Genomic DNA, 16,307 nt, shown 5'->3' on the forward strand with positions numbered 1-16,307 from the left:
GAAGGCACGAAGACTCCTGGGGGATCAGCGTTGAAGTGAGACGTGCGCAGGAGCGTGTGCTCCGAGGAGGCTCGCAAAACGCCCTTAGGTGCGCGAAGTGCCTGGAGTGGAAATCAACGGCTTCGGAGCGGAAATCAGCGCCTTTCAAGCAAAATCACCGTTTATAAATAAACCTGCATAAGACAAATTCCTTTGTAGGAAACTACCCTTAGATACAAAGGGGAGTTTATCTTATGAGTAAGGTTAAGAAGTTGATCGGCGATGTTGAACTGACAAGGGATCTAAGTTTGCTTCTCATTATTGGGGGACTTTATTCCTTAAGTGTGGCCCTTTCGAACACATTTGTGAATATTTATCTTTGGAAGCAGTCGGGAGATTTTAAGGATTTGGCATTCTATAATTTGACTGTAGTCGTCATACAGCCGCTAACATTTATTTTGGCCGGCAGGTGGGCAAAAAAGATTGACCGTGTCATTGTCCTCCGAATTGGCGTTATTTTTTTGGCTGTTTTTTATTTATCCGTATTAATAATCGGTACAAACGCCTCGAAATTTCTTCTGCTCCTTGGAGCGCTTCTTGGTCTGGGATATGGATTTTACTGGCTTGCCTTTAATGTTCTTACCTTTGAAATTACAGAGCCGGAAAACCGCGATTTCTTCAATGGATTTCTAGGGATTTTATCATCTGTAGGAGGGATGATTGGGCCTATGCTTGCAGGCTTTATCATTTCTAGACTAGAAAAGTTTACTGGCTACTCCATTATTTTTGGTTCATCACTGGCTCTTTTTTCTCTCGCTGTCTTTTTAAGCTTTTCCATTAAACGACGGCCAGCTAAAGGCAAGTATTGGTTTGTTCGAATTTTGGAGGAACGAAAGAATAATGAGAATTGGCGGCTCGTAACAAATGCTCATTTTTTTCAGGGGCTTAGAGAAGGAACATTTGCCTTTGTCATCTCCGTTTTCGTTTTTATTTCGACTGGAAGTGAATTGGCACTCGGGGCATACGGATTAGTGAATTCTGGAGTTTCCTTTATTGCTTATTACATTGTTTCAAGAGTATTGAAAAAGAATCAGCGAAAAAAAGCAATCCTTATTGGTGGAATCATTCTTTATGCAGCGATACTTCTGATTGTATTTGAGGTAAAATACTCTTTGCTTCTCATCTACGCCGCAACAATTGCAATTGCTTATCCTCTCTTGCTTGTACCATACATATCCATGTCCTATGACGTGATAGGCAGGGGCTGGAAGGCTGCGGAAATGAGAATAGAATATATAGTTGTTCGTGAAATATTCCTCAATTCTGGGAGGATTGTTTCCATTCTCAGCTTTTTAGGGGCGATTATTTTTTTCAATGCCGAAAAGAGTATCCCCATTCTCTTAATGATTCTCGGGTTAGGACATACCATTATCTATTTCTTCATTAGGAGGGTCAACCTCAATACAATGTAAAGAGAAGAGGCGCCGCCTTTTCTCTCTTTTTTTCGAAAAAACCAAAACCATTATTTACAACCAGTTAAAAGAGGTTCTTTATGGCATAATTAAATGATTTCTTATAGAATAGTGAAGAGAACTAAAGACGAGGATGTGTGGATCTAAATTGAACAAGAAGAAAAAGAAGAAATCCCATGTTCCGGTGCGGCTAAATATTTTATTCTTTTTTGTGTTTCTCCTTTTCTCAGTCCTAATTCTTCGATTAGGCGTCGTGCAAATTGTGTATGGAGAAGATTACCGGCGGGAAATTGAACGGACGGAGGATGTAACTGTAAACAGCCCGGTGCCAAGAGGAAAAATTTATGACCGGACTGGCAAGGTAATAGTCGATAATAAGCCAGAAAATGCTATTACCTATACAAATACAGGTGCTAAGCAGGATGAAATGCTTTCAGTGGCAGAAAGGCTTGCTAAGCTGATTGACAAAAATACGGATAAGGTTCAAGAGAGAGAGAAAAAGGACTATTGGATCATGAAGAACCCTGACCGGGCAGATGCCTTAGTTTCCGAGAACGAATTGGCCAAACTAAAGGAAACGCTCGAAGGCAAGGAGCTTGACAGAAAAATTTATCAGCTGAAAATAGACCGGATTACAGATAAGGAATTAGCTGAACTGACGGAAGAAGACTTAGAGATACTCGCTATTTATCGAGAGTTTACAAGCGGATATGCTTTAACACCGCAAATTGTTAAGAATAAAAATGTGACCCCGGAGGAATTTGCCGTTGTCAGTGAAAACCTTCAGCATCTCCCTGGAGTGGATACAACGACAGACTGGGAAAGAGCCTATTCATTTGGTTCGACTCTTAAATCAGTTCTTGGCAAGGTAACTGATTCAAGCGAAGGACTCCCTGCTGAGCGGCTTGATTATTACCTGGCAAGAGATTACAGCCGAAACGATCGTGTTGGAAAAAGTTACATTGAAATGCAATATGAAGATGTGCTTCATGGCCAAAAGGCAAAAGTGAAGAATGTAACGGATAAATCAGGAAATGTGCTAGAAACCATTCCGATAACCGAAGGAAAACGAGGCAAGGATTTAGTTTTGAGCATTGATATGGATTTGCAGGTAGCAGTTGAAAAAATCCTTGAAGAAGAAATTTGGGCAGCTAAATCAAAATCTGGAACGGCGCTGTTTGATCGTTCCTATGTAGTATTGATGGATCCGAATACAGGTGAAATTTTAACAATGGCCGGCAAAAGAATTGTCAAAGATGAGAAAACGGGCAAAAAAATGATGGTTGATGATGCCCTCGGCAATATTACAACTACTTATAATGTTGGTTCTGCTGTCAAAGGTGCGACAATTTTAACCGGCTATAAAACCGGGGCGATAAAACCAGGAACTGTCTTTTATGATTCACCAATCCTGATTAAAGGAACACCGCCCAAAAAGTCTTGGAAAAATTTAGGGCCGATTAATGATATTAATGCGTTAAAATACTCTTCAAACGTGTATATGTTTTATACGGCAATTAATATTGGCGAAGGAACTTACAGGCCAAATGCGCCGATTCGGTTAAATCTTGATAAAGGATTTGATACGATTAGGGATTCCTTTGCTCAGTATGGTTTAGGGGTAAGAACAGGCATTGATTTGCCAGGGGAACAGATCGGTTATAAAGGAAACGGCAATCTGCCAGGTTTCTTGCTCGATATTGTTATTGGCCAGTTTGATACGTACTCTAATATGCAATTGGCCCAATATGTTTCAACCATTGCTAATGGCGGAAATCGCATGGAACCGCATATAGTTAAGGAGATACGTGAGCCATTGCTTGAGAATAATGAATTAGGACCAATTGTTGAGGAAATTCAGCCTAAAGTTCTGAATCGTGTAGATGCCAAGGAGGAATGGTTCGACCGTGTTCATGAAGGTTTCCGCAAAGTCTTTCAGGAGCCAGGCGGAACCGGTTATGCTTATTTCGGTGCCAAAGGCAAGGACTATAATCCAGCAGGAAAAACAGGGACGGCCGAAGCCTTTTATGATGGTCCGGAAAGAAAGAAATTTGGCAAAATCCCCCCTGAAGTGTTAAATTTAAGTCTAGTTGGCTATGCTCCGGCAGATAATCCGGAAGTCGCTATGGCTGTACTTGTTCCATGGGCCTATCAGGGAAATAATGACCATGGAGCGAATAGAAAGATTGGCGAAAGAGTTCTTGACACCTATTTTGAATTGAAAAAACAGCGGCAAATGGGCGCTGAAAAACAACCTGATCAAGAACAGACTGAAGAAAACGAAACAAATGAATAGCTATTTGAAACCTGTCTCCGTTTTTTGAGGCAGGTTTTTTCGTTTGTCTTATATTTAAGAAAATATTATTCAGAAAAAGCTAAATTTACACAACCTTTACATTCAATTCATATAGCCTTTACGCACATCCATTAGTGTATTAATTGTAAGAACTTACTAGGATATAAGGGATGAACAGCATTCCAAACACAACGACTCTTTAGGAGGAATATAGGATGAAAAGCTTAAAGTATGCAGGATTAACAATAATGGCTGGGGCAGTTTTAGCATTTACATCAGCTTGCGGATCTTCAGAAACAGGAAATGCAAGCAGCGGCGGATCTTCTGAATCAGCTCAATCACAGCAGGAGACAAATGAAGAAAATAAGCAGCTCCAAGGAGAAATTAATATAGACGGTTCTTCGACTGTATACCCTATCATGGAGGCAGTTGTAGAGGAGTTCGGAATGGAACAGCCGGGGGTTAAGATTTCTGTAGCATCATCAGGCACAGGTGGCGGTTTTAAAGCATTTGTTGCCGGAACAACAGACTTGAGCAATGCTTCCCGCCCAATAAAAGATGAAGAAAAGCAAAAATTAGAAGAAGCAGGTATTGATTATACAGAATTTAAATTAGCAAACGATGGTCTTTCTGTTGTCATTAATAAGAACAATGATTGGGTAGATTACCTGACTGTAGATGAGTTAAAGAAAATGTGGGTTGAAGACGGTACGGTAAAAAAATGGTCCGATATCCGTGTGGGCTGGCCTGAAGAGGAAATTAAACTCTATTCCCCAGGAACAGATTCTGGCACATATGATTACTTTGACGAAGTCATTTTAGAGGATGCACCAATTGCAGAAAAAGCCATGCTTTCTGAGGATGACAATATTTTAGTTCAAGGTGTTGCAGGAGATAAAAATGCCGTTGGATATTTTGGCTATGCCTACTACGCAGAAAATAAAGATACGATAAGGGTTGTGCCAATTGATAGCGGCAATGGACCTGTTGAACCAACAAATGAAACGGTAGAATCAGGAGAATATGCACCGCTGTCGCGACCGCTATTCACTTACGTGAAAAACGATTCTTTAGAGAAGGAAGAAGTGTACGAGTTTGTAAAATACACACTTGAGAATGCAGCTATCCTTTCAGAGGATGTTGGTTACGTGAAGTTAAAAGATGACGAATATGAAAAGGCACTAAAAACATTAGATGAAATAAAATAAGCAGGATAAAACAGCAGAAGGGGACTGACTGCCTTGGCTTTACATAAATCAAAGCGCTCTTTACCGGTAAATGAACAAATTCAAAGAAATATTAATAGAAGAAAAACTGGATTCACTTTTGAAAAGTGCATACCATTTCTTTTATTAGCTGCAGCAATTGTATCAGTATTAACTACATTTGGTATCGTTATTACCTTACTTACTGAGACATTTATATTCTTTGACCGGGTTTCGATTGTTGAATTTTTGACTTCAAAGAAATGGTATCCATTCTCTGAGACTCAAGGTTCTTACGGGATCATGCCTCTTATTGCCGGAACGCTAAAGGTGACCCTGATTGCTGTAATTGTGGCCGTGCCTATTGGAATAGGCACAGCCATCTTTTTAAGTGAATATGCTTCAGATCGCATGCGCCGAATAATCAAGCCGGTCCTAGAGGTTCTAGCCGGCATCCCTACCATCGTCTATGGTTTCTTTGCATTAACTTTTGTCACGCCAATAATAAGAGAAATTATACCGTCTATTGAAATCTTTAATGCAATAAGCCCTGGGATTGTAATAGGGATTATGATTACACCGATGATCGCTTCATTATCAGAAGATGCTTTAGTTTCCGTACCAAATTCGATCAGAGAAGGTGCGTTAGCTTTAGGTTCGACAAAGTTTGAAACAGCGATAAAGGTTGCGTTGCCTGCCGCTTTATCTGGCATTGTAGCATCAATTGTTCTTGCAGTTTCAAGAGCAATTGGCGAAACGATGATTGTTGCTGTAGCGGGCGGATCTATGCCTGGCCTTACATTGGACTTTACAAGTTCTATTCAGACGATGACGGCTTATATTGTGCAAGTCAGCCAAGGTGATGCCGGGTATGGAACAACAGTTTACTACAGTATATATGCAGTGGGATTCACACTTTTCTTATTTACCTTAGTAATGAATCTGTTTGCCCAATATATCTCTCGCAGATTCCGGGAGGTTTATTAAAAATGAAATTCATTGATCATCAGAATATTTCCTTGAGATTAAAGGGAAGACGAATGAAAAATCAATTTTTTAAATCAATCTTCTTCGTCTCTGCGATAACAGGCTTAGCCGTTTTAGGGATTTTGTTATTTCGGGTGTTTTCTCAAGGGTTGCCGCATCTTGATTGGCAATTCCTGCAAAGCCTGCCATCCCGAAAGCCAGAGTTAGCAGGAGTGAAAACAGCATTGATTGGAACCATTTGGCTGATGGGAGTTGTTGCTCCAGTCTCCTTGCTTCTTGGCGTTGGAACAGCTATTTATTTAGAGGAGTATGCCAAACAGAATCGTTTTACCCGATTCATTCAAGTAAATATTTCAAACCTGGCAGGTGTTCCGTCGATTGTTTTTGGCTTACTTGGGCTGGCCATCTTTGTTCGTGCCTTTGCACTGGGAACAAGCATCCTTGCCGCTGGGCTGACACTCAGCCTAATGGTTTTGCCGATTATTATCGTTTCTTCCCAGGAAGCCATTCGTGCGGTTCCTAGAGATTTGCGGGAGGCTTCCTATGGGATGGGAGCGACAAAATGGCAGACGATTGCCCGTGCTGTTTTGCCTTCTGCGCTTCCAGGCATTTTAACTGGCGGAATTTTGGCGCTTTCAAGAGCAATTGGTGAAACGGCCCCTTTAGTCGTTCTAGGTTTACCATTGTTCCTTGCCTTTTTGCCCAAAACGATTTTTGATACGTTTACTGTACTGCCAATGCAAATCTATAACTGGACTTCAAGACCGCAGGCCGAATTCCATGCCATAGCTGCTGCAGGGATCATTGTGCTGCTAATCCTGTTAATCACGATGAATTCCATTGCAGTGTTCATACGAGATAAGTTTCAAAGAAGATATTAATTCGCTGATTTTAAGAAGGGGGACATATATATGGTTGCAGTGCCCGAAAAACAGAAAATTCGTCTTGTTTATGGGGATAGCCCGCAGAAAGCAGAATTTTCCCAAGAAGCGGTTTACAAAACAAAGCAGCTTAATCTTTGGTACGGTGAAAATCATGTTTTGAAAAATATTGATTTAGATATTATGGAGAAGGAAGTAACGGCCATTATAGGTCCATCAGGCTGCGGAAAATCAACCTACATTAAAACACTTAATAGAATGATAGATTTTATACCTAAAGTAAAAACTTCTGGGAAAATTGTCTACCGGGGAAGAAATATTTTTAATCCATCTTACGGACCGGAGGAACTGAGGACCAAAGTAGGGATGGTATTTCAAAAACCAAATCCATTTCCAAAATCCATATATGAAAATGTGGCGTATGGGCCAAAGATTCATGGCATCCGCGATAAAAAATTACTGGATCAAATTGTCGAGGAAAGTTTAAAGGGTGCAGCGATCTGGGATGAAGTTAAGGATGTGTTAAATAAAAATGCTTATAGTCTGTCAGGCGGCCAGCAGCAGCGTGTTTGTATTGCCCGCTGTCTTGCCATTGAACCCGATGTGCTTTTAATGGATGAGCCAACCTCTGCTTTAGATCCAATATCAACGCTTAAGATAGAAGAGCTTATTCAAAAATTGAAAAAAGAAATGAGCATCATCATCGTTACACATAACATGCAACAGGCTGCAAGAATCTCTGACAAAACTGCCTTCTTTCTGAACGGAGAAGTAATTGAATATACCAACACAAATAAAATCTTCCACTCGCCAGCGAATAAACGTACAGAAGATTATATCATGGGGAGATTCGGATAAACGCCTGCGCTTTAGCACTTTAAAACACCGGGGGCCTGTCCCCCGGTGCTTTAATGCGTTAATAAGTTGGGGGCCTGTCCCCCAGTGCGTTAATGCGTTTTAGTGATGATTTTGGCAATTTCTTTGTAGCTCATATTTGCTTCTAGTTCGAAGGTGCCGAGTTGAATTCTTTTGCTGTAGCCATTGTCTTCCAGGTAGGCTTCAAATTGGTCCGCATCATCCACTATTTTTTCGTTGGCCAGCATATCGGCAATTTCATGGGATAGCATGCCGCTCTTTATTTCCAGCTGGTAGGCCAGATTTGTTTCTTTTGTCTCTCTTGGCTCTGGTTTCTCAGGTGCTGAAGGCGTTGGCGGCTCTTTTTTCTTTTCTTCCTCAGCCAATTGCCTTCTATGCGCGGATAATTCATCATTAGTCATGACTGAGAAATCTTTTGCTTCCAAAAAGGCTTTTGCCTCAGCTTCTGTTATAGCTGGGGCAGCATCCTCTGGGGTATTCTCCTCATTTAAGTAATAGAAGGCCCCAATTAGGCAGACGGTGACAAACATCCCTGCAGCAAATGCGCGAAGTGTATTCCTATTCATCGCTTTACCTGCTTTTCAATTTTTTCTGAAATAATCATTTCAACATCCTCTATGTTTAAGGAGGATTGCCTGGCGATTTGTTCAATCGTTAACCCTTGCTGGGCAAGCGACCATACCTGATTCTTAATAATCTCGTGAATGTCCTTTTTCCCCGCCGAACGCAGCAAAGTCCTGTCTGTGACTGCTGGCGGAAGATAATCATCACTTACAAGCAGTTCCTCCTCCAGCACCTTTAATTTCTTTTTAACTGTATACATATCCTGAATGTGCTGTATGGAGAGCTGGTCAATTTCATCGCGTAAATTTTTTACCGGGTCTTTCATCAAAGCCGACAAAATAAAAAGTACAACAGAAAGGGCCAGCAGGCCAATAAATACATATTCCAAATGTGATCACCTCTGTCTTATTCCACGGATAATTCTATCATGAGCTTTGCCAAAATTCGATAAGATTCCTAAGGTTATCTTTTGTTTTGTCAGAAATTATCCGGGTTTTGTCGGTTTTAATATTGATGTATTATAAGGATTTTTGTCGAATGAGCTATATAAAAGCTGGAAATAAAAAATTATTTCCGCAAGAAACAAGGGAATATGAAGGTCTCGCAGGAAACGACAAAAACCGTTTATTGTAGGTGCCTCAAATCAGTGATAACATAAAGTAAAGAAATTCGTAATAATGTGACTATTTCCGCAACGACTTTCAACAAGTTTAATTAAGAAATTTGGAGTGCAGCCATGTCTGGGGATTTCATCTATTCAGCGCTGATAAATCAAAACGAAATGCATGTATCCTGGAACGTGCCAATATATATCCGGCAAACCTTTGAATGCTATTTTGGCCGGCCGATGTCACAATGGGAGCTCAACATAAAGATAGTGGATGAAACAGACTCCTATTCTGATGAAAGCAATTCACAAACCCATCAGGAAGTCATCCTTAAAGATGATTGCTCTGAATGGGTAATGAAAGGATTGCAAGAAAAACGAAGCTATAGGTTTGAACTTGGAATAAAGCTTTCAGATCAAGGCTTTTTCCCCATCCTGCTGTCAGAGGAAAACTCTGCAGAAAATAAGACAAATAGCCGCAGCTGGGCAAAACATGTCAGTACGTATACCAGTTATGAAAATGTCCACAGAAATAATTGGAACTGGCTATATGCGAAACGTCAAAGAATGATAGACGTAACCGCTGCTAGCAATGATTCTTCTTGCATGATTGATAATTTTCAATGTAGTCCATATATAAATGAATGCCCGAATAAAAAAATTCTCATGCTTACATGGGAGTATCCTCCGCATATTATCGGGGGCTTAGCCAGACATGTGTACGGTCTATCGCAGGGTCTGAAAAAAATGGGACATGAAGTACATGTATTAACAGCGAATCCCAAAAATGAAATACCCGATGAAATTATCGAAGGAGTGCATATTCATCGAGTAAGCCCTTTAAACGATAATGACAGCGACTTTCTAAGCTGGATAGGCGGGCTCAATATAGCAATGGTGAGAAAGGCAGTTCAGCTTTTTGCTGCACACCCATTTGCAGTGATACACGCTCATGATTGGCTAGTAGGCGCCTCTGCCATCACTTTGCGTACTCTTTTTAACTGTCCGCTTATCGCTACCATTCATGCCACAGAACATGGCAGAAATCAGGGAATCTATACAGAACTGCAAAAATTTATCCATGAAAAGGAAACAGATCTTATTCACGCTGCGGACCAGATGATTGTTTGCAGCAAATTTATGGAAAATGACCTTAAAAAAGTCTTTATGTTCAGCAGGCAAAAGTGCTCTATTATTCCAAATGCAGTTGAACCCATGAACACTAAAGCAGGAAATATAGAAAATAAAGCTCCTGCCGCGGTTCAAAAAAATAAAAAATTAATTTTCTCTATTGGAAGAATGGTGAGGGAAAAAGGATTTGACACGCTCATTGACACAGCGGCGGCTTTAAAGGACAGATATCCGGATATTTATTTTATTATTGCAGGAAAAGGGCCTATGCTTGACCATTTCCGAAGAAAAGTTTCTGATTTGAATTTGTGCGGGACAGTGTATTTCCCCGGATTTATTTCGGAAGATCTAAAAAATGCTTTTTATCAAGAATGTTTCATGACCGTCTTTCCGAGCCATTATGAACCATTTGGAATAGTTGCTATAGAATCACTAGCTTTTGCGAAGCCAACAATTGTTTCGGATACAGGAGGCTTGAAAGAAATTGTCCTTCATAAGGAAACTGGATTTTTGGCAGCGCCAAATGATTGTGGAAGTTTAACTGACCAGATGATTTTTATTCTCGAGCATGAAGAACAAGCAAACGAAATTGGCCAAAATGGAAAAAAACTCGTTGAAAGCATATTTAGCTGGGAACGGGTTGCACATCAAACAGAGGAAGTTTATGCAAAGGCTATTGCAAATAGGGATAAGAATCTTTACAAGGTATAGGATGCCGAAACTTATGGAGGTGAAAGGATATGAAAGCGGAAAAATTCTTTGAGGGTACGGATGGATGCGGGAATCATAGTAAATTAAAGGTTGTCCCTGGGGTATGGATGAACGGGAAAACCTATTGGATGCACGATGGGGAAGAACATATCCATGAGGAAGGCGTATCAGTTAATTGGAAAAAGGTGACGGGTGATTATATACAAATGCAGGAGGTAATGATTACCAATCATCTTGAGCGTCCTTGCCATATAAAGCTAATGTTTAAGCACCTCTTAATGGAAAGTGAAACAGATGATGCCAATGATTGCCTTTCTTTTATCTCGCCGGCAAAGGATGTTATTTTTCATCTGGACGATGACCACCTATTTTTAATTGACGGCGAAAGCCGGGGATATGCGAAAAAAGCGTATACCGTGCAGCCTTTTCAAAATTTATTCACAGGTGATATATGGGCTTGCCATCGGACAGGAAAGCTTAAATACAGTCCAATGGTCAATGGAAATGCTGTTAGTTTCTGTTCTTTTGATTTCTATTTTCCAGGAAAAGGTACTACTTTAGGTAAATCTTGGATCATTCGCGGAAAAAATGATGAAGAACTGATAAAAATGAATAAAGCACTCTTAAAAACAGACTAGCATTTAATGATAAAAGATGCTATTATAGAAAAGTCGTATGAACGAACTAGTTTTGACATAGTTTGGAGGGATATTACATGCGTGTGAATATTACGTTAGCTTGCACAGAATGCGGAGATCGTAACTATATTTCTAAAAAAAATAAACGAAATAACCCAGATCGCCTTGAGCTTAAGAAATATTGCAAAAGAGAGAAGCGTTCTACTGTACATCGTGAGACAAAATAAGCAGTAAGGGACCATAAGGTCCTTACTGCTTTTTTTGTATTTGAAAAGGGAGAGGTGCATATGAAACAAGAAAAGAAGCTACTGCGTAAGCGGGTCATGACTGAACTTGAGAAAATGCCAAAACCGCAGTACGAACATTTATCTTATATGCTTGCCAATCAGCTGTTCCTGGACGAGCATTGGAAAACGGCGAACACTATTGGGGTAACGGTTTCTAGGTTCCCAGAAGCAGATACATATCAAATCATCAGAAAGGCCTGGGAACAAGGAAAAACCGTTGTGATCCCTAAGTGCCTGCCTAAAACGAAAGAAATGGTTTTCCGCACATTAACCGCCTTTGACCAGCTTGAAACAGTCTATTATGGTCTGCTAGAGCCCGTTGAAGCAGCAACAGCCGAAAAGGCTCCAGAGGATATAGATCTGATTATTGTCCCTGGCCTTGCTTTTACTCCGGACGGCTACCGGCTAGGCTTTGGGGGAGGCTACTATGACCGGTATTTACAGAAATTTAATGGGGCCACACTTTCACTTGCCTTCCCTGCCCAATTAGTGTCGGAATTGCCTGTCGAAGACCATGATATTCCTGTAGGGAAAATCATTTCTGTAAAAAAGGCCTGAAATAAGAATGACAAATTTCCTGTTTATTTTTTTAATCATTGCTGTTTCTTGTATTGGCGGATACCATTCAAAGCTGCTGACAAAGTCAGGAAGCTTTGCCGCGCTTTTAACAGGCCTGGCAGTTGGGGCCGGTTTTGGCTTCAAAGGCTTGCTGATACTTGGTTTCTTTTTTGCCAGTTCAAGCTTTTGGTCAAAGTTTAAGCAGAAGAATAAAGCTGAAATTGAACAGCGCCATGAGAAAGGTTCACAGAGGGACTGGCAGCAGGTCGCAGCAAATGGAGGGACAGCTGCTTTTTTCAGTCTGCTGTATGCTGCCTTCCCAGACCCTATTTGGCTTATTGGCTTTTCGATCTCGCTGGCAGCAGCCAACTCGGATACGTGGGCTTCAGAAATCGGATCCTTAAGCAAGCGGCCGCCTATATTTGTTCGAACATTCAAACGAATAGAATCAGGAACTTCAGGGGCGATCAGCTTGCTTGGAACGTTCGCTGCGCTTTGCGGTTCGCTGACACTTGCCTTCTTAGGCAGCTTCTTATTTAATATTTCCATTTATGCCACGCTGATGATTGCTCTTTTCGGTTTTCTCGGGAATGCTGTCGATACGATCTTTGGTGCCTGCCTGCAGGCTGTATACCGATGCTCTGTATGCAACTCGGAAGTAGAAGCCTTAAAACACTGCGGCAAGAAAACAGAATTAATCAGAGGAAATGCAAAAATCAACAATGACTTTGTGAACTTTTCCTCCGGATTAATTGCAGCATTGGCTGGAGTTTTATTTTTCTATAAGCTTTGACAGGAGTTAATTGATGGTTTATCTGCTTAGTTGATTGGAGTGGAAAGCGTAGCGCCTCTCACTGCAATCAACGGCAAAGTTAACACGGATTTTTCTATAATCAAATACTCCTGATGGATAAAATCCCGGAATCCTTCTAAAACTACACCTAGGAGGGATGTGTTATGGGACGTCTGTTATCCATCATTTTAATTGGCATTAGCGGATACTTTGTCTACCAAAACCGCTATCGTGCATTAAACATCATCTTTAAAAATGCGATGATTCGCAAAATCCTTGTGGGATCATTCATGGGGATCCCTGGAATCAGAAACCGGCTGATGAATCTTGTCTTCCCATCAGGGCCGGCAGAGACCACTTAAAAGACCTTACAAAAAGGTCTTTTTCTTTTTACCCCTTGCTTATGAATTCCTTTACAAACTAATTGTATTTTGCCTATAGTAAACTAAAGAAGTATTTACATAATTATTCTGCTGACTTAATACATAATATAGAAGCTATCAGAAGAGAGTAGGGGTATGTTTGAGTTTTCTGGAGGAGTATATATTTTGGTGGCTGGCGAATTACTTTATCTCAAAAAAGGATTATCGAATTGTTAAGCTTTCAGAACAGCAAAATGAACTATGGCTGGAAAAAGTAGAAAACAAAGAGGCGCAGGTCATTCGATTGCTCAAGACCAGCCTGAGCTGGAGCAACTGGATGCAAAATGATATAGAATATGTAGCGGCCAATGGAGAAAATATCAGAAAATCTTTGGTACGCGGGGAAATGAATGTCATCAATATCTATATCACTGATTATCCACCGGTGGATGACTATGAATTTAGAATTGAGCAGCCTTTTGTATATCTTGGGAGTAATGATAAAACAAAGGTCACATCCATTGTTTTTAGCAGGGACAGCAAACAGGAGGCTTTTGAAAAGCTGAGCACCATTGTTGACGACAGAGTCTCCGTTCCAGAACAAGAAGAGTATGAGGAGAGAGAGGTCCAGGAATTAAAGCTGCTGGCCCTTTCTCATGCAAGTCAAAAGTCTCGAGAGGAAAAAAAGCTTTTTGACTTTGGCAAGCCTTTTTTTACTTATATTTTTATTGCAGTTCAGGTGCTGGCCTTTTTATTTTTGGAATGGAAAGGCGGAAGTACGAACACCTCCAATTTAATCAAATATGGGGCGAAGTTTAATCCGCTTATCCTTGAAGGCGAATGGTGGAGGTTCTTTACACCAATTATCCTTCATATTGGGTTTCTCCATCTATTAATGAATACTCTTGCTTTATATTATTTGGGCATAGCTGTCGAAAAGATATTTGGGAATGTCCGTTTTCTCTTTATCTACCTTCTTGCGGGTTTTGGCGGATCATTAGCGAGCTTTATTTTTAGCCCAAATCTTTCAGCAGGAGCAAGCGGGGCGATATTCGGCTGTTTTGGAGCTCTCCTTTATTTTGGGGTGATTTACCCTAATTTATTTTTCAGAACAATGGGCGTTAATATTCTGATTGTTTTAGGCATTAACCTTGTTTTTGGCTTTTCCATGCCGGGGATTGATAATGCTGGACATATTGGCGGCCTTGTCGGCGGTTTTTTGGCTACAGGTATTGTTCATTTTCCAAAGAAAAAGAAGCCAATGCTTCAGATGATATTCTTGGTAATAACTGCGGCGGCTATTTTCGGGATGCTAAAGTATGGATATAGCCAGCCTGGCAAGCTTTTGAATACAGAATCAGCTATAGTGATGGCACAGGATTATATCAATCAAGAGGAATATGAAAAAGTTGAAATTCTGCTGAAAGATTTCATGAAAGAGAAGGAACCAACAGCTGAGGTTTATTTTTTGCTTTCCTATGCGGAAATTAAGACTGGCGATCTAACGAAGGCAAAAGAACATCTTCACACAGCCATTCAAATGCGCAATGATTTTCATGAAGCTTACTATAATCTGGCACTGATCTACATCGATGAGGGTAATTCAAAGGATGCCCTTGAAAACGCTGAAAAAGCAGCTGAAATTATGCCTAAGCAAAAGGAATATCAGCAGCTAATTGACAAAATTAATAATGCGGGGTTTTAGAAAATGAAGACAATCTATGATGTCCAGCAGCTTTTAAAAAGGTTTGGAACGTTTATTTATGTTGGTGACAGAGTAGCTGATCTGGAGTTAATGGAAGAGGAAGTAAAGGAACTATATAAAGCACAGTTCATAGATACAAAAGAATATCAGACTGCCATCCTTTTATTAAGGCATGAAGCACAATTTTTAAGGGAAGGGCGCGGAAAATAAAGTATGGAGGAAAAATGGCTGATTGGTGCTGATTTAGGAGGAACCACAACAAAATTAGCGTTCGTCCGCGAAGATGGCGAGCTATTGCATAAATGGGAAATTCGGACAGACCACAGCAGCGGCGGAAAGAATATTTTAAAAAATATTTCCCAATCTGTTAAAGAGAAGCTCTCATTGCTTGGTCAGCCAATCCGGCATATCGAGGGAATCGGAATCGGTGCGCCTGGGCCAGTAGATGTAAATACTGGGATACTTCATAACGTCCCTAATCTACCCTGGAAAGACGATTATCCATTGAAGGAAATGCTTGAGAAAGAAATGGGACTTCCTGTTAGAGCAGATAATGATGCCAATTGCGCAGCTTTAGGCGAAATGTGGAGAGGTGCAGGGATTGGAGCAGACAATCTTATATGTGTAACAATTGGTACTGGTATTGGGGGCGGAGTCATTGCCAATGGCAGAATTGTTCATGGTTCTGGCGGTGCAGCAGGAGAAATCGGCCATTTTTCTGCAATCATCGCTGGTGGTGCTCGCTGTAATTGCGGGAAAAATGGCTGCTTGGAAACAATCGCCTCAGCTACAGGAATCATCAGACAGGCCAAGGAGGTACTTAACCAGCCGAATCCTCCTGCAACGAAGCTTGAAGAGATCTACCGTGCATCCGGAGCAATAGCAGCCAAGGACGTATTTGATGCAGCCATTTCAGGAGACCCGTCTGCTCTTTCAATTGTTGAAAACGCAGCATTTTACCTCGGATTAGCTTTAGCCAATGCTTCCAATATCCTTAATCCGGAAAAGGTCGTACTAGGCGGCGGCGTTTCTAACGCAGGAGAATTTTTCATGAAGCTTGTTATAAAAAGCTTTCGTCAATTTGCCTTTCCAAGAGTTTTTCAAACGACCGCAATTGAACTTGCATCATTAGGGAATAATGCCGGAGTCATCGGAGCAGCAGGGTTATTAAAGCATCCTTAAGATGTATTTTTAATAAATTTCTGAGTATTGTCAGGGCAATGCTCTTTTTTTCTGCAGCTAAATATTTTCATTT

17 protein-coding genes are annotated in these 16,307 nt (G+C 40.7%); 15 read left to right on the forward strand and 2 right to left on the reverse strand.

What is annotated here, in order from left to right; all coding sequences use genetic code 11:
- The first annotated feature begins 233 nt into the window (after positions 1–233).
- The 6 genes from AC1Q59_RS10730 (at position 234) to pstB (ending at position 7,678) form a co-directional block, all read left to right on the forward strand.
- Complete coding sequence (locus AC1Q59_RS10730) at positions 234–1,451, forward strand: MFS transporter (RefSeq protein WP_492365822.1); 1,218 nt, start codon at positions 234–236, stop codon at positions 1,449–1,451.
- Between the two features lie 148 nt (positions 1,452–1,599).
- Positions 1,600–3,747: a peptidoglycan D,D-transpeptidase FtsI family protein gene (locus AC1Q59_RS10735; RefSeq protein ID WP_492365823.1), complete on the forward strand. Its 2,148-nt coding sequence runs from the start codon at positions 1,600–1,602 to the stop codon at positions 3,745–3,747.
- Between the two features lie 215 nt (positions 3,748–3,962).
- Positions 3,963–4,955, forward strand: coding sequence for a PstS family phosphate ABC transporter substrate-binding protein (locus AC1Q59_RS10740; protein WP_492365824.1), 993 nt, complete (start codon positions 3,963–3,965; stop codon positions 4,953–4,955).
- A gap of 78 nt (positions 4,956–5,033) precedes the next feature.
- On the forward strand, positions 5,034–5,939 hold the full coding sequence (gene pstC / locus AC1Q59_RS10745; RefSeq protein ID WP_492366082.1) for a phosphate ABC transporter permease subunit PstC: 906 nt from the start codon (positions 5,034–5,036) through the stop codon (positions 5,937–5,939).
- 2 nt (positions 5,940–5,941) lie between these two features.
- Positions 5,942–6,820 (forward strand): phosphate ABC transporter permease PstA, encoded by an 879-nt coding sequence (gene pstA, locus AC1Q59_RS10750; RefSeq protein ID WP_492365825.1) that lies wholly within the window; start codon positions 5,942–5,944, stop codon positions 6,818–6,820.
- 30 nt (positions 6,821–6,850) lie between these two features.
- Complete coding sequence (gene pstB, locus AC1Q59_RS10755; RefSeq protein WP_492365826.1) at positions 6,851–7,678, forward strand: phosphate ABC transporter ATP-binding protein PstB; 828 nt, start codon at positions 6,851–6,853, stop codon at positions 7,676–7,678.
- 89 nt (positions 7,679–7,767) lie between these two features.
- On the opposite strand, the gene AC1Q59_RS10760 is transcribed toward pstB, so the two are convergent.
- Both AC1Q59_RS10760 and AC1Q59_RS10765 read right to left on the reverse strand, forming a co-directional pair.
- Positions 7,768–8,262, reverse strand: coding sequence for a hypothetical protein (locus AC1Q59_RS10760; protein WP_492365827.1), 495 nt, complete (start codon positions 8,260–8,262; stop codon positions 7,768–7,770).
- Positions 8,259–8,648, reverse strand: coding sequence for a hypothetical protein (locus tag AC1Q59_RS10765; RefSeq protein ID WP_492365828.1), 390 nt, complete (start codon positions 8,646–8,648; stop codon positions 8,259–8,261). Before AC1Q59_RS10765 ends, AC1Q59_RS10760 begins: the two co-directional genes overlap by 4 nt.
- Positions 8,649–8,996: 348 nt before the next feature.
- On the opposite strand from AC1Q59_RS10765, the gene AC1Q59_RS10770 reads away from it, so the two are divergent.
- The 9 genes from AC1Q59_RS10770 (at position 8,997) to AC1Q59_RS10810 (ending at position 16,234) form a co-directional block, all read left to right on the forward strand.
- Entirely contained in the window at positions 8,997–10,709 is a 1,713-nt protein-coding gene (locus AC1Q59_RS10770) for a glycosyltransferase (protein ID WP_492365829.1), read from the forward strand.
- Positions 10,710–10,738: 29 nt separating this feature from the next.
- Complete coding sequence (locus AC1Q59_RS10775; protein WP_492365830.1) at positions 10,739–11,347, forward strand: hypothetical protein; 609 nt, start codon at positions 10,739–10,741, stop codon at positions 11,345–11,347.
- Positions 11,348–11,424: 77 nt separating this feature from the next.
- Positions 11,425–11,574 (forward strand): 50S ribosomal protein L33, encoded by a 150-nt coding sequence (gene rpmG, locus AC1Q59_RS10780; protein ID WP_492365831.1) that lies wholly within the window; start codon positions 11,425–11,427, stop codon positions 11,572–11,574.
- Positions 11,575–11,634: 60 nt separating this feature from the next.
- Positions 11,635–12,192 carry a 5-formyltetrahydrofolate cyclo-ligase gene (locus AC1Q59_RS10785; protein ID WP_492365832.1) on the forward strand — a complete coding sequence of 186 codons (558 nt, stop codon included), beginning with the start codon at positions 11,635–11,637 and terminating at the stop codon, positions 12,190–12,192.
- Between the two features lie 7 nt (positions 12,193–12,199).
- Positions 12,200–12,985, forward strand: coding sequence for a DUF92 domain-containing protein (locus AC1Q59_RS10790; RefSeq protein WP_492365833.1), 786 nt, complete (start codon positions 12,200–12,202; stop codon positions 12,983–12,985).
- A gap of 164 nt (positions 12,986–13,149) precedes the next feature.
- Complete coding sequence (gene yqgO / locus AC1Q59_RS10795) at positions 13,150–13,347, forward strand: protein YqgO (protein ID WP_492365834.1); 198 nt, start codon at positions 13,150–13,152, stop codon at positions 13,345–13,347.
- Positions 13,348–13,507: 160 nt separating this feature from the next.
- Positions 13,508–15,052 carry a rhomboid family intramembrane serine protease gene (locus AC1Q59_RS10800; protein WP_492365835.1) on the forward strand — a complete coding sequence of 515 codons (1,545 nt, stop codon included), beginning with the start codon at positions 13,508–13,510 and terminating at the stop codon, positions 15,050–15,052.
- 3 nt (positions 15,053–15,055) lie between these two features.
- Positions 15,056–15,262, forward strand: coding sequence for a YqgQ family protein (locus AC1Q59_RS10805; RefSeq protein WP_492365836.1), 207 nt, complete (start codon positions 15,056–15,058; stop codon positions 15,260–15,262).
- Between the two features lie 3 nt (positions 15,263–15,265).
- Positions 15,266–16,234 carry an ROK family glucokinase gene (locus AC1Q59_RS10810; RefSeq protein WP_492365837.1) on the forward strand — a complete coding sequence of 323 codons (969 nt, stop codon included), beginning with the start codon at positions 15,266–15,268 and terminating at the stop codon, positions 16,232–16,234.
- Positions 16,235–16,307 lie beyond the last annotated feature (73 nt).

The sequence above is a fragment of the Cytobacillus sp. MT66 genome (assembly GCF_058792595.1).